The organism is Nocardia sp. CA-129566, from assembly GCF_050956075.1.
Taxonomy (GTDB): domain Bacteria; phylum Actinomycetota; class Actinomycetes; order Mycobacteriales; family Mycobacteriaceae; genus Nocardia.
In genome coordinates, this window is the sequence record NZ_CP192085.1 from 6,363,289 (window position 1) to 6,377,241 (window position 13,953).

14 protein-coding genes are annotated in these 13,953 nt (G+C 66.7%); 2 read left to right on the plus strand and 12 right to left on the minus strand.

The window, feature by feature from the left end:
* From scpB to steA, 8 genes are all read right to left on the minus strand, one after another.
* A complete protein-coding gene (gene scpB, locus ACQP0C_RS27875; RefSeq protein ID WP_433734676.1) occupies positions 1–648 on the minus strand; it encodes an SMC-Scp complex subunit ScpB in 648 nt (215 codons plus the stop codon).
* Positions 649–1,120: 472 nt separating this feature from the next.
* Positions 1,121–1,975, minus strand: a complete 855-nt coding sequence (locus ACQP0C_RS27880; protein ID WP_433734677.1) for a segregation and condensation protein A — start codon at positions 1,973–1,975, stop codon at positions 1,121–1,123.
* 185 nt (positions 1,976–2,160) lie between these two features.
* Positions 2,161–3,069, minus strand: a complete 909-nt coding sequence (locus ACQP0C_RS27885) for a ParA family protein (protein ID WP_354958099.1) — start codon at positions 3,067–3,069, stop codon at positions 2,161–2,163.
* A 396-nt stretch (positions 3,070–3,465) separates the two neighbouring features.
* The gene (gene xerD, locus ACQP0C_RS27890) at positions 3,466–4,422 is read right to left on the minus strand and encodes a site-specific tyrosine recombinase XerD (RefSeq protein ID WP_433724633.1); all 957 of its coding nucleotides are present in this window, start codon (positions 4,420–4,422) and stop codon (positions 3,466–3,468) included.
* 6 nt (positions 4,423–4,428) lie between these two features.
* Complete coding sequence (locus ACQP0C_RS27895) at positions 4,429–5,091, minus strand: NUDIX domain-containing protein (RefSeq protein ID WP_433724635.1); 663 nt, start codon at positions 5,089–5,091, stop codon at positions 4,429–4,431.
* Positions 5,092–6,813: a CTP synthase gene (locus ACQP0C_RS27900; RefSeq protein WP_433724637.1), complete on the minus strand. Its 1,722-nt coding sequence runs from the start codon at positions 6,811–6,813 to the stop codon at positions 5,092–5,094.
* Positions 6,814–7,080: 267 nt separating this feature from the next.
* Complete coding sequence (locus ACQP0C_RS27905) at positions 7,081–8,028, minus strand: copper transporter (RefSeq protein ID WP_433724639.1); 948 nt, start codon at positions 8,026–8,028, stop codon at positions 7,081–7,083.
* Complete coding sequence (gene steA / locus ACQP0C_RS27910; protein ID WP_433724641.1) at positions 8,025–9,239, minus strand: putative cytokinetic ring protein SteA; 1,215 nt, start codon at positions 9,237–9,239, stop codon at positions 8,025–8,027. The genes ACQP0C_RS27905 and steA overlap by 4 nt, the downstream gene beginning before the upstream one ends.
* A gap of 11 nt (positions 9,240–9,250) precedes the next feature.
* Here steA and ACQP0C_RS27915 point away from each other — a divergent pair, with 11 nt between their 5' ends.
* Both ACQP0C_RS27915 and ACQP0C_RS27920 read left to right on the plus strand, forming a co-directional pair.
* Positions 9,251–9,454 carry a hypothetical protein gene (locus ACQP0C_RS27915; protein WP_433724643.1) on the plus strand — a complete coding sequence of 68 codons (204 nt, stop codon included), beginning with the start codon at positions 9,251–9,253 and terminating at the stop codon, positions 9,452–9,454.
* A 110-nt stretch (positions 9,455–9,564) separates the two neighbouring features.
* The gene (locus tag ACQP0C_RS27920) at positions 9,565–9,984 is read left to right on the plus strand and encodes an SRPBCC family protein (protein WP_433724645.1); all 420 of its coding nucleotides are present in this window, start codon (positions 9,565–9,567) and stop codon (positions 9,982–9,984) included.
* 7 nt (positions 9,985–9,991) lie between these two features.
* Here the strand turns inward: ACQP0C_RS27920 and recN are convergent, their stop codons facing one another.
* From recN to ACQP0C_RS27940, 4 genes are read right to left on the minus strand one after another with little or no spacing between them, the layout of a single operon-like run.
* A complete protein-coding gene (recN, locus tag ACQP0C_RS27925) occupies positions 9,992–11,761 on the minus strand; it encodes a DNA repair protein RecN (RefSeq protein WP_433724647.1) in 1,770 nt (589 codons plus the stop codon).
* Positions 11,761–12,780 carry an NAD kinase gene (locus ACQP0C_RS27930; RefSeq protein ID WP_433724649.1) on the minus strand — a complete coding sequence of 340 codons (1,020 nt, stop codon included), beginning with the start codon at positions 12,778–12,780 and terminating at the stop codon, positions 11,761–11,763. The genes recN and ACQP0C_RS27930 overlap by 1 nt, the downstream gene beginning before the upstream one ends.
* Complete coding sequence (locus ACQP0C_RS27935; RefSeq protein ID WP_433724651.1) at positions 12,777–13,598, minus strand: TlyA family RNA methyltransferase; 822 nt, start codon at positions 13,596–13,598, stop codon at positions 12,777–12,779. Before ACQP0C_RS27935 ends, ACQP0C_RS27930 begins: the two co-directional genes overlap by 4 nt.
* A 1-nt stretch (position 13,599) precedes the next feature.
* Positions 13,600–13,944, minus strand: a complete 345-nt coding sequence (locus ACQP0C_RS27940; protein WP_433724653.1) for a hypothetical protein — start codon at positions 13,942–13,944, stop codon at positions 13,600–13,602.
* Positions 13,945–13,953 lie beyond the last annotated feature (9 nt).

The following is a 13,953-nucleotide window of genomic DNA, read 5'->3' on the forward strand; positions in this document are numbered from 1 at the left end:
TCAGTCTTCTTCGGTACCGAGATCCAAATCGGTCTCGGCGGGTTTCTTCAACCTGGTGTAACGGGGGTCCGTCTCCAGGCTCTCGTTGATCTCGTCGATCAGGTCGACGCCCGGCAGTAGGGGCGCCAGTGGCGGCAGGTCGGTCAGCGATGCGAGCCCGATCCGTTCCAGGAACAGTTCGGTCGTGCGGTACTGCGTGCCGTTCGTCTCCGGGTCCACCCCGGCCTCGGCGATCAGTCCGCGAGCCAGCAGGGTTCGCATCACGCCGTCGACGTTCACGCCGCGCACCGCGCTGACCCTGGTCCGGGTCACCGGTTGGCGGTATGCCACCACCGCCAGTGTTTCCAATGCCGCCCGCGTCAATTTCGAGCGCGCACCATCGAGCAGCATCCGTTCCACATATGGCGCGTACTCGCTGCGAGTATAGAAGCGCCAGCCGTCACCCACGAAACGCAGGTCGATGCCACTGGCCCGCGCGGACAGTTCCGCCGACATCGCGAGCAGTGCCCGCTCCACCCGCGCCGGACTGTCCCGCAACGCGTCGGCCAGCAGTTCTACCGGCGCCGGAGCGTCCACGATGAGCAGCATCGCCTCCAGCGCCGATCGGAATTCGTCATCGTCCAACGGCTCTGGCGTGAGCTCCGCCACTGTCTCGTCCGAACCCGACTCATCCTCACCCGATCGCGCCGCGACGCCAGGTTTCGCGCCTTCGACGCTCCCACCGGACGGCTCATCACCTGGCGCACTCGACGGTGCGTCGCCATCGGCGCGTCCACCATGGCCGCTCGACGAGGACGCGCTCGTCCCCTCCACATCTGAGGGCACTGCGCCCAACGCACTCGACGGTGCGGTGCCATCGGTTCGTCCGCCGACGCCACTCGGCGACAACTCCTCTGCACTCGTCGTCTCGTCATCAGAGGGGGCCGCGTTCTCGGAGCGCTCGCCCGGCACGATCGCCGCGCTGTCCTCGACGTCACTTGATCGCGCATCCTCGCCAGCGATGACACCGTTGTGCTCCACCGATGCCGCGGCGTCTCGGGTGCGCTCGCCGAACTCCTCGCTCACGACCGCACCTCGCTAGCGCCCGGTTCCGTCGTGCGCTGTGACATGGTGCGCTCGCTCACCCGTAGTCCTCCTCGATGGTCACGGTGTCGGCGGTCTCGTCCTTCGGGTCGCCGGTCCAGCTCACCGAGAGCGGGCCGAGCGGGTCGGGTTGGTCGAACTCGATGGTCTTGCCTCGGTACAGCTCCAGCAGGGCCAGGAAGCGGGCGACGATCTGGATCGGCACTTCGCAGTCGGCGACCAGTTCGCCGAATGTCGTCCAGCCGCCCGGTCCGCGCAGTTTGAGCTGTTCGAGCACGAGCGCGGCCTGCTCGGCAACCGAGAAGGCGTGCTGGTGCAGATGGTCGAGTCCGACCTTGGGCGCCGGTCGGGGCCGGAAGGCCGCAGCGGCGATCGCGGCGAATTCGTGTGCGTCCACCCCCAGCGTAACCTCGGGCAGCAGGTCGACGAAGCGCTCCTCCAGGCCGACCGCACGCGGGTAGCGGCGCAGCGCGACCGCTTCCAATTCACCGAGCAGTTCGGCGACCTGCTTGAACGCGCGGTATTGCAGCAGCCGCGCGAACAGCAGATCGCGCGCCTCGAGGAGTTCGAGATCCTCGGCGTCGGTCACCTCACCCGATGGCAGCAATCGCGCCGCCTTGAGATCGAGCAATGTGGCCGCGACGACCAGGAATTCGGTGGTCTGATCCAGGATCTTGTCGGCGCGCAGCGTGTCCTGCTGCCCGATGCTCGCGGTCAAAGCCTTGGTGTAGGCGATGAATTCGTCGGTCACCTGATGCAGCGCGACCTCGGTGACATCGAGCTTGCGCGAACTGATCAGATTCAACAGCAGATCGAACGGCCCTTGAAAGTTGCTCAGCCGCAGCTGAAACCCCGACTGCTGCGCCGATGCCGCCTCGGAATCCCCCTGCACTACCGCCGACTCCCCCGCATTTCCAGGTCTACCGGGGAGATCATCTAGTGCGGCAGCGGAATCACGCTCACCCGCAGGGTCGGCCGACACGGCACGCCCGGCACCGGAGCCCTGATCGGCGAACTCACCGGACTCCGTGCCGAGCGTATTCGCATTCGTCGATGGCGCCGGTTCAGTACCGCCGATCACCGGCCGGACCGGTGGATGACTTCCCGCGCCATCGCCCGATATGCTTCGGCCCCACCGGATTTCGGTGCCCATGTGGTGATCGGTTCACCCGCGACGCTGGCATCGGGAAACCGCACGGTCCGCGCGATCGCCGTGTCGTACACCAGATCGCCGAATACCTCGACGACGCGCGCCATGACCTGGCGCGAATGTAGGAGCCGCGCATCGAACATGGTCACCACGATGCCGTACAGGCTCAGCCGCTGGTTGAGACGGTCGCGCACCTTCTCCACGGTGTCGTTGAGCAGCGCCAGCCCGCGCAGCGAGAAGTATTCGCATTCCATCGGAATGATCACGCCATCGGAACAGGCCAGCGCATTCACCGTCAGCAGCCCGAGCGAGGGCTGGCAGTCGATGAGAATGTAGTCGTAGCGGTCGCGCACCGGTTCCAGTGCACGGCCCAGGGTCTGCTCCCGACCGACCTCGTTGACCAGCTGGATCTCCGCGGCCGACAGATCGATATTGCTCGGCAGCAGATGCAGATTCTCGACGCGGGTCTCCATGAGGACCTCGTCGATGGAGACCTTGGATCCGATCAGCAGGTTGTGCACGGTCAGGTCGAGATCGTGGTGGGCAACACCCAATCCCGCCGACAGCGCGCCCTGCGGATCCAGGTCGACCAGCAGCACCCGACGGCCGAACTCCGCGAGCGCGGCGCCGAGGTTGATCGTCGAGGTGGTCTTGCCGACGCCGCCCTTCTGATTGCACATGGCCACGATGAGGGCATCGCCGTGCCGCTCGACCGGCGGCGGTTCGGGCACGATACGCAGCGGACGCCCGGTGGGACCGAGCGTCGCGTCTTCGGGGACGGGTTCGGCACCGTTGCCCCACAGCGTCTCCGCCGCCGCCTCCGAGTACGGACCCATCCGGGGACCCGTAAGCGGCTGCGCCCCAGCACCCATCGGCGGCTCTGCCGCACCGGCTGTCGTCACGATCCGCTGCTCCTTACACGTTCCTGCCCGTTGCCTTCGCCCGACTCCGGCATCATCTGCCCGAGCGTAGCGAGGCCGATCAGGCCCGACCTCGCTTTCGTACGGTCCAGCTCTCGATAGACGCTACCGCTTGATAGCGCAAGACCCACGCTCGGACACGCGACACCCACGTTTACCTGCGCGAGTGTTCACTCCCCTGACGCCGATCCGGTTTGCCGTCGACACCGATATCAACCCGGACGATACCCGGTGCGCGGATGCGCCCCGCACACCTTACTTGTCCGTTGTTCCCGGATTCATCGGGCAAAAACGCACCGGACAACATGCCGGTCAGCGGGCGCGCGGGTGGGCGGTGGCCCAGACCTCGCGCAGCGTGTTCACGGTGACGAGGGTGTAGATCTGCGTCGTGGTCACCGAGGCGTGTCCCAGAAGTTCTTGGACCACACGCACATCGGCGCCGCCGTCGAGCAGATGTGTTGCGAAGGAATGGCGCAGGGTGTGCGGGGATACCGTGGCGCCGATACCAGCACGCTCGGCGGCGGTCTGCAGCACCTGCCAGGCGCTCTGGCGCGACAGCCGTCCGCCGCGTGCGTTCAGAAACAGCGCACCCGCAGTGCCTTTCCCATTGGCGGCGAGCACCGGCCTGCCGCGCACCAGGTATGCGTCGACCGCGGCGAGCGCGGGCCTGCCGATCGGGACCATGCGCTGTTTGCCGCCCTTACCGTGCAAGACCACCGCACGCTCCTCGGTGTCGAGGTCGTCCACATCGAGTCCGACCATCTCCGAGATCCGCGCACCGGTCGAGTACAGCAACTCGAGCAGTGCGCGGTCGCGCAATCCGCGTGGCCCGGCATCGGTTCCGGCCCCATTCGCCTCGGCATCGCCGATCGGCCCGCCTCCCGCGGCCTCCAGCAACCGCAGGACCTGGTCGTACGGTAAGGCTTTCGGCAACCGGCGCCCCGGCGCGGGCGGTTTCACCGCATGTGCGACATCGGTGCTCGTCATCCCCTCGGCGGCGGCGAAACGATGCAGCCCGCGCACCGCGATCAGCGCACGCGCGACCGAACTGGCGGCCAGCGGCGGGTGGGCGACCCCACCCGCCCGCAGCACCATGGTGAATTCCGCGACATCGGATTCGCCGACCTGCTCGAGCGCGGTCATACCGCGTCCGGTCAGGAAGTCCCGATACCGGTCGAGATCGCGGCGATAGGCGCCGAGGGTGTTGCGCGCGGCGCCGCGCTCGACCGCGAGATGGTCGAGATAGGCGTCTACTTCGCGCGCGAGCACCCTGTGTCAGTCTTCGGACTGTTGCCGCGCCGCCTTGCGACGGAGGAATGCGCTCGGCTGTCCCGGCCACGGTGCGTCGGCAGGACGCAGTTCGGACCCGCCCGCCCTGGCGGCGGCGAGGGCGAACACACCGGCGACCGCCGTGGCATTGACGATCTCACCGGCCAACGCGGCACGCACGGCCTCCTCGACGGGCATGCGGACCAATTCGAGATCCGCCTCCTCCAATTCCGGTTCGGGCCGGTCGGTTTCGTACAGGCCGCGTGCGGCATACACCCGCAGCGCCTCATCGGTGAAACCGGGCGAGAGCGCGACATCCACCAGCACCGCCCACTCCCGGGCAGCCAATCCGGTCTCCTCGGCCAATTCGCGCTTGGCCGCTTCGAGCGGATCCTCATCGGGTACGTCGAGCAGACCCGCGGGCAACTCGAGCAGTCGCCCGCCGATCGGATGCCGATACTGCCTGATCAACACCACATTGTCGGCGTCATCGATGGCCGCAACCGCGACCGCGGCATGGTGCTCGATCACCTCGCGCTCGACCACTCGCCCGCCCGGCATGGCCACCTCATCGAGCCGCAACGCGAGGATGGCGCCGCTGTACACGGTCCGGCTCGCCACTGTCTCGAAATCGTGACTGCCCGGCCGGGCTCCCCCGTTATCACTCATCTACGATGCCTGATCTGCGTTCGCGAACTCTTCGTCCGGGATATCGACCGGAAGCCGCTCGGCCAGTTTATATTTCAGCGCCGCCGAGATCAGCGCCGCGAACAGCGGATGCGGCCGGGTCGGGCGGCTCTTGAGCTCGGGATGGGCCTGGGTGGCCACGAAGAACGGGTGCTTGTCCGCGGGCAGCTCGACGAATTCGACCAGATGTCCGTCGGGCGAGGTCCCGCTGAACTTCAGCCCGCTGGTGGCGATCTTGTCGCGGTAGGCGTTGTTCACCTCGTAGCGATGCCGATGGCGCTCGGAGACCTGCTCGGTGCCGTAGGCCTGCGCGACCACCGACCCCTTCAGCAACGTCGCCGGATAGGCGCCGAGGCGCATGGTGCCACCGAGATCGGCCTCACCGGCCACAATGTCCTTCTGGTCGGCCATGGTGGAGATCACCGGATGTGGTGTGTCCGGCTCGAATTCGGCCGAATTGGCCTCGGCCAGACCGACCGAGCGCGCGGCCTCGATGACCACACACTGCAAACCGAGGCAGAGCCCCAGCAATGGCAGCCCACGGGTGCGGGCGTAGGTGATCGCGCCGACCTTGCCCTCGATGCCGCGAATACCGAATCCACCGGGGATGAGCACCGCGTCCACATCGCGCAACGCGGCCTGTGCGCCGGCCGGGGTCTCGCACTCGTCGGACTGCACCCAGTGGATATTCACCTTGGCCCGCGAGGCGAACCCGCCGGCGCGCAATGCCTCGGTGACCGACAGGTACGCATCGGGCAGATCGACGTACTTGCCGACCAATGCGACCTCGACTGTCTCCCGTGGCTGATGCACCCGGTCGAGCAGATCGCCCCATACCGTCCAGTCCACGTCCCGGAACGGCAGCCCGAGCCTGCGCACCACATACGCGTCCAGACCCTCGCGGTGCAGCACCTTGGGAATGTCGTAGATCGACGGCGCGTCCGGGGTGGAGATGCAGGCATCGACATCGACGTCGCACATCAGCGCGATCTTGCTCTTGAGCGCTTGGGGCACGTCGCGATCGCAGCGCAGGATCAGCGCGTCGGGCTGGATACCGATATTGCGCAACGCCGCCACCGAGTGCTGGGTCGGCTTGGTCTTCAGCTCACCCGAGGGCGCGAGGTAGGGCACCAGCGATACGTGCAGGAAGAACACATTGTCCCGGCCCACATCGTGGCGGATCTGTCGAGCCGCCTCGAGGAAGGGCTGCGATTCGATATCGCCGACGGTGCCACCGATTTCGGTGATCACCACATCGGGCACCTGCCCCTGCAGATCCGGGCCCTGCATGGCGAGTATGCGACTCTTGATCTCGTCGGTGATGTGCGGGATCACCTGCACCGTGTCACCGAGATATTCGCCGCGCCGCTCCTTGGCGATCACCGACGAATAGATTTGCCCGGTGGTCACATTCGCGTCCCGGGACAGGTCCCGATCGAGGAACCGCTCGTAGTGACCGACATCGAGATCGGTCTCGGCGCCGTCTTCGGTGACGAACACTTCTCCGTGCTGGAACGGATTCATGGTGCCCGGATCGACGTTCAAGTACGGGTCGAGTTTCTGCATGGTCACCCGCAGTCCGCGCGCGGTCAGCAGCTGACCGAGGCTGGAGGCGGTAAGACCCTTACCCAATGAGGAGGCGACACCACCGCTGACGAAGATGTGCTTCGTGGCCGTTCGCGCCTGATTCCGTGTATGACCCACGGGTCTTCACGGTAACACGAAAATGCTGGTCTGATCACCCGCCACGCACGTTTGCCACCGAGTCGCTGCATTGGCTCGACCGAGCATTCGGTGCCGTGTGTCGCGGCCCGATGGTGCCTCGCTGCGACCATTCGCGGCGCGCGGCTTACCTCGGATGCGCTGCGGCCACTCGGAAATGAGCCGGATTGTGAACGGCGCTCGACGATCTCGCGCGCGGTGGTCGAGTCGGCCGAATCCGGATCGGTTTCGGGCTAACCAGAGCGCGGATCAGCTCTGCGGCACGGCGTTGAGTGTGAGGGAGGTCGCCTTGGTGCCGGTTCCGTATCGGCCCGCGCCGCCGTTGAGCTGTTCGCTCAGGCCGAGGACGGTGGTGACGCGCCCGATCTCGCGGTCGAGGTTGTCGACGGTGGTGACGGCGGTGGCCAGCGCGGCGTCGGAGCGGATGATCGCGATGGGGCCCGGATTATCGGCGGCACCGGATCGGCCAGCGAGCACTACCCCCGCGCCGCGGCCGCGCAGCGCGCCGGTGAACCGGGCGATATTGCTGCCCTGGCCGTTTTCGCTGGACTTCGCGCCGGTGCCGGTGACGACCACCGCGAGGTTGGCGAGGCGCGCCGGGGAGTCGCCATAGGCGAGGAAACCGCCGCCACGCAATGTCTCCAGCACCAGGCTCAGCTCCTGCGGGGTGCTGCGCGGTTGCGCGTTCACGGGGTCGAGCAGCAGCACCAAGCCGAGCAGATCACCCGCCATACTGCCCTGATCGACCTGTCCGGTGCGCAGCTGCGCACCCGCCGGAATGACATTGGTGATCGCGGTGCGCATCCGATCGCCCTCGGCGGCATCGACGAACGGGTCGGTGAGTGCGATCCGACCGGTCACGGTCGCGCCGGAGGTTTCCAGATCTTTCGCCACCGCCTCGACATCGGCGGGTTCGGCATCGGGAGTCGTGAAAACAATGACGCTGCGGTCGGTGAGGGTGCCACCGAGGATGCGGCCCGCCGAATCGGCGATGAACCGGTCCGCAGCGTTCATTTCCTCCGTGAGCCGTCGGTTCTGATCGGTGGCCACATCGAGTTGTTTGCGCAGATCCGACTTATCCGCGCGCAGTCCGGACAGCAGGTCCGCCGCTACGGTCTGCGAGCCGAGCACCACGCCCAGGGCGAGGGCCAGGAAGATCGCGACGATCGAAACCGCGTGCTGCCGAAACGAAATCATCGGCTGCCTCCCGCGCCGATCTGGCCCTGGGCCCATAGCGCGAACCGATTCCAGGTGTCGGTGGCCCAGTCCAATGCCTCGGCACCGGTATTAGAGGCGAGCATGACCACGATCACCGCTAGGAGGGCGGCGAGCACGACCATCGCGATGGCGGTTCCGAATACCCGGTTTCGGTAGAGCGTTGCGACCGCCTTGGCATCCACGAGTTTGGTGCCGATTCTTAGTCGCGTCAGGAAGGTCGCCGGATTGCTGTCGCGGCGGCCGCGGTCGAAGAAGTCGTCCAGCGATGCGGCGGCGCCCGCGGTCACGATCAGCGCCGCACCATGGTGGTGGGCCAGCAGCAGGGCCAGATCGGAGGGTGCGCCGGACGAAGGGAATGTCGTCGCGCCGATGCCGAGATCCTGGATGCGTTCCAGCCCCTTGGCGTGGCCGTCGGTATCAGCGGGCAGGATCATCTCGGCGCCGCATTTCAAGGTGGCGCTGGTGATTTCGTCCGGGTCGCCGACGATCAGATCGGGGCGGTATCCCTGCCTCATCAAGGTATCCGCGCCACGACCGACCCCCACCATGATCGGCACGTACTCCTTGATGAACGGCTTTAGTCGCTTGAGATCGTCCGCGTGGTCCGGGCCGTCGGCCACCACGACCACATGGCGATGCTTCATCTCGAGCTCGAGTTCCGGCACCCCGATGCCGTCGATGAGCAGCGCGCTCTCGGTGCGGATGAACTCGATCGTATTGCCCGCGAAGGCCTCCAGATGATCGGCCAGGCCGTTGCGCGCCTCGATCATCCGCTCGGCGATATCGGATTCGGTCAGCTCGATGCCCGTGACCAGAACCTCGGGCTCCTTCTTGACCAATTTGTCGGCGTAGACGACGCCCTCATCGATGCGGACCTTGGTGCCGTCCTTGATCTTGAACGCATCCGAACTCACCGTGTCCAGCAGCAGAATCCCGTTCGCGACCAACACTTCCGGCCCCAGATTGGGGTAGCGGCCCGAGATCGATGGCGAGGTATTCACCACCGCGATCACGCCCGCCTCGACCAGCCGATCGGCGGTGAGCCGATCCAGATCCAGCTCATCGAGTATGACGACATCACCGGGCCCGACGCGCTTCAGCAAACGCCTGGTGTTGCGGTCAACCCGAGCTATCCCAGTTAGCCCGGGTAGCGCTTCGGTGTTCTTCGACAACAACGCCAACATCCTCATGAGCCCTGATCATGGCCGCAAACTCGCAATCATCGATGGAGGCGCGCCGAAAACCATCTACCACATTCGTCACTGTGATAACAAAGCGGCACACCTTTGGCTATCAACTCGTATCTTCCCCACAAGCAGCTGGCAACCAGTCGGCGATCCATGACGGCGAAGACGGCATCGCCGAGCTGAAACCGGACGCGCACCAAGATCAGCCGGCACCGTGATTCGAAGTCGACCGCAGCCCGACCCAATGTGATCCGTGTGACAGGGCTCACGACTAACTCGGACAGTACCCGTATGCTGCCGGTCACAGATATCTCGAAGAGGAGACACTATGGCCAGCAGCACCGTTGACGTCGTCATCGCGGCACCGCGCGATGTCGTCTACAAGTTCTTCACCGAGCGGGACGGCATCAACCCCTACATTCCGGTGGACTTCACATTGAAGACGCCCGGCACCCCGGCGCCGAACGGCGTGGGCGCGCAGTACCTGATCGGCAAGGGCGGAATCGGCATCGTCGAGGAGACCACCAAGCTGGTCCCGGGCGAGCTGATGGAGTACAAGATCGTCAAGGGCGCGCCGGTGAAGCGCCACGTCGGCACCATCACCTTCGCCGACGCCGATGGCGGCACCCTGGTCTCCTACACGATGGAGTCCGAGCCCAGCCTCCCCGTCCCCGCCAAGGTCGTCGAATTGGGCCTCGAGAACCTCATCAACCAGTTCATCAGGGGCGCGCAAAAAGCCCTGCGCTGAACAGCGGTCAGGTGAGAGTGCGCTCGGCGCGGGCCGTTTCCAGAAGTTCCTCGGCATGGGCTCGGCCGGTTTCGGTGTCGTCGAGACCGGCCAGCATGCGGGCGAGTTCGATGACGCGCTCGTCCTTGGTCAGGGCACGGACACCGCTGTTGACCTTGCCCTTGCCGTCATCGGATTTGTCCACCACCAGATGGGTATCGGCGAAGGCGGCAACCTGCGGTAGGTGGGTCACCACGATCACCTGATGGGTGCGGGCCAGCCGGGCCAGCCGGCGGCCGATCTCGACCGCGGCCCGGCCGCCGACACCGGCGTCGACCTCGTCGAAAACCATGGTCGCGCCGTGATCCGAACTCGCGAGCACCACTTCGAGTGCCAGCATCACGCGCGATAGCTCACCGCCGGATGCGCTCTTGCTCAATGGCAATGACTGCGCGCCGGAATGCGCCGAGAGCCGGAACTCCACTTCGTCGACACCGGTCGACCCAGCGTGCAGTTCCGTATCGTCCACCGTCAGCGGCGCCGAGTCCTGCGGACTCGCGGGCATCGGCCGCACCACGACCTCGAGTTTCGCCTTGCCCATCGCCAGGCCGCCGAGTTCGGCGCTCACCGCCGAGGCGAGCTTGCCCGCCGACTTCGTACGCGCGGCAGTCAATTTACGGGCCGCCTCGCGAACCCGCTCCGCGGCGATATCCACCTCCGCCGCCAAGGCCGCCAAGGCCTCTTCGGAGACATCGAGCGAGCCCAGACGCGTGCGCGCCTCATCGGCCCACGCGATCACCCCATCGATATCCGGTGCGTACTTGCGGGTCAGCGATTTCAATTCGGCCTGCCGGGTGAGCAGCGAATCCAAGGCGCCGGGGTCCGAAGGCAGATCCGCGAGATAGCCGCTGAGGTCGGTGGTCAGATCGATGATCACCGCGATCGCCTCACCGAGTCGCGGACCGAGTCCGGTCAGCGCCGGATCATCGGCCGATTCGATGCGGGCCCGCGCGGCGCCCAGCAATTCCAGTGCGCCCGAACCAGCCTCGGGCGAATCGGCGGGACCCGCCAATGCATCGTGCGCGACCGCAGCGGCCTCGCGCAGCGAATCCAGATCGCTGAGCCTGCGCACCTCATCGACAATGCGCACATCCTCACCGGGTTCCGGTGCGATGGCGTCGATTTCGGACAGCGAATGCTTGAGCCGGTCGGCCTCCAGCGCGAGTTCCCTACTGTGCGCGGTGCGTTCGAGCAATTCGGTGCGGGCAGCGAGCCAGGATCGCCGCTGCACCTGATACTTGCGCAACAGCGGGCCGACCGCATCGCCCGCGAACTGGTCCAGCGCGGACAACTGCTGATCCGGACGCTGCAGCCGCAGTTGGTCGTTCTGGCCGTGCACGGTCAGCAGCGGAGCGGTGAAATCGGCCAGCACCGAGGCGGGTACGCCGCGTCCGCCCAGATGCGCGCGCGAACGTCCGTCGCTGCCGACGGTGCGGATCGCGATGATGCTGCCGTCGTCATCTCGTTCGGCCGCAGCCGATTCCAGTACTTCCTGCACTTGCTTCTGCGCGGTCGTATTCACCGCGTCGACGGTGAACCGTCCCTCGACCACGGCGCGCGCCGCACCCAACCGGACCCGGCCCGCATCGGCTCGCGCCCCGCTGAGCAGGTGCAGGCTGGTCACCACCATGGTCTTACCGGCGCCGGTCTCACCGGTCAGAACCGTCAGACCCGCATGGAATTGCGCGGTGGCCGTCGATATGACGCCAAGGCCGTCAATCCTGATCTCTGTCAGCACTAGTCCTCACCCAACCCGCCGGCTCCGCCGGCTGCCGTCCCCCGGCTGCTCGCCGTTCGCCGTCGGCCACGCCAGCCTGTCACGGGCAATTGGAACTTGCGCACCATCCGGTCGGCGAACGGGGCGGAATCCAACCGCACCCAGCGCACCGGTTCGGCGCCGCGGACCGCCTCGAGCCGCCCGCCCTTCGGCAATGCGAGGGTCCGCCTGCCGTCCAGGAAAACTATCGCATCATGGCCCGCCGCAACGGATTCGACGGCGATCCTGGACTCCGGACTGGTCACCAGCGGCCGCGCGAACAGGGCGTGCGCATTGCTCGGAATCACCAGCAGCGCTTCGAGTTCCGGCCACACCACCGGGCCGCCCGCGGAGAACGCGTAGGCGGTCGAGCCGGTCGGTGTGGAGATGAGGATGCCGTCGCAGCCGAATTGCGAGACCGGACGCCCGTCGACCTCGAGAACAACCTCGAGCACACCCATCCGTGCGGCGTTCTCGATGCTGGCTTCGTTGAGCGCCCACCCGGTTTCGACGATCTCGTCGTCCACCCGGACGGTGACATCGATGGTCATCCGGTGTTCGAGGCGATAGTCGCCGCGAACCACACTCGCCAACGCCTCATCGAGATGTTCGGCCTCGGCCTCGGTGAGAAATCCGATGCGGCCCAAATTGATTCCCAGCACCGGCACCCCGGCGGGCCTGGCCAATTCGGCCGCGCGGAGGAAAGTACCGTCGCCGCCGAGCGACAGCACCATCTCACAACCGACCGCCGCGTCCGGGCAGTGCTCGACCACGCGCGCGGGATATCCGCCCGGTTCCGCCACCGCCGTCGCAACCGGTGCGCTGGGCGCGCAGTCGATATCGAACCGGGTGCTGTCCGCCTCGTCAGCGAGCACGCGCAATCCGATGCCCGCGTCGGCGAAGATCTTCGCGACGCGATGAGCGGTCTCGATGATCTCCGCCCGGCCCGGATGCGAAACCAGCAGAATCTCCCTGGATTCGACCGGTGTCAGCGCGTTCACTGTGGACCCTCCTCAACTGCACGCTCGACCAGAGCCGCGACCTGCTCGCCGTCGTACTCGAACTGCCCGTCCTTACGCAGCCACAGAAAGTATTCGACATTGCCCGAAGGGCCGGGCAGCGGGCTGGCCACCACCCCGGCGGTGTGCAACCCCAACTCCGCGGCGGCCGCCGCGACATCGCGCACCACTTCCACGCGCAATGCGGGATCGCGCACCACACCGCCGGAGCCTACCCGCTCCTTACCCACCTCGAACTGCGGCTTCACCATGGGCAGCAGGTCCGCGCCCGGCGCGCTGCAGGCCGCGAGCGCCGGCAGCACCAGAGCCAGCGAGATGAACGACAGGTCACCGACCACCAGTTCGACGGTGCCGCCGATGGATTCAGGGGTGATGGCACGGACATTGGTGCGGTCGAAGACCCGCACCCGGTCATCGTTCTGCAGGCGCCAGATCAGTTGGCCATAGCCGACATCGACGGCCACGACCTCCCGCGCCTGCTTCGAGAGCAGCACATCGGTGAAACCCCCGGTCGACGCGCCGGCATCCAGACAGCGCTTACCCGCGACGGTCAATCCCTGCGGTTCGAACGCCGCCAGCGCTCCCAGCAGTTTGTGCGCACCCCGCGATGCCCACGACACTTCGTCGGGCTCCTCGCGCACGATCAACGGCGTGCCCGCCTCGACAGCGGTCGCCGGTTTCACGGCGACCGTTCCAGCAATCAGGACGCGGCCCGCACCGATCAGCTCGACCGCGTGCTCTCGCGATCGTGCCAACCCGCGGCGAACCAATTCGGCGTCCACCCGCGCGCGCCTGGCCACCTCAGATCTTGTCCACCGTGGCCAGAGCCTGGACGAGCACCTCATGTGCCTGCTCCAGGATGCGGGCGCGCCGCGTGATATCGGCGCCGGAATCCGAGTCGGTCGTCGGTGGCGTCGCCGCCACTGCGGTCCAGGTCGGACGCGCGTCGAGTTCGGCAAGCAGCCCGTCGATCTCGGCGCGAATCTTCGCGGGATCGGCGGGCTCCTGGCGTCCCTGAGCGCCCGGCAGATGCTGGCCGGGCAGCGGCGGCCCGGGGCGGGGTCCGTTCGAGCCGGGGCCGTAGGTACCGGGGCCATGGGGCTGGGGCGTACCGGGTCCGTTCGGGCGTGGCATCGGAGTAGTCATCGTGGGGTC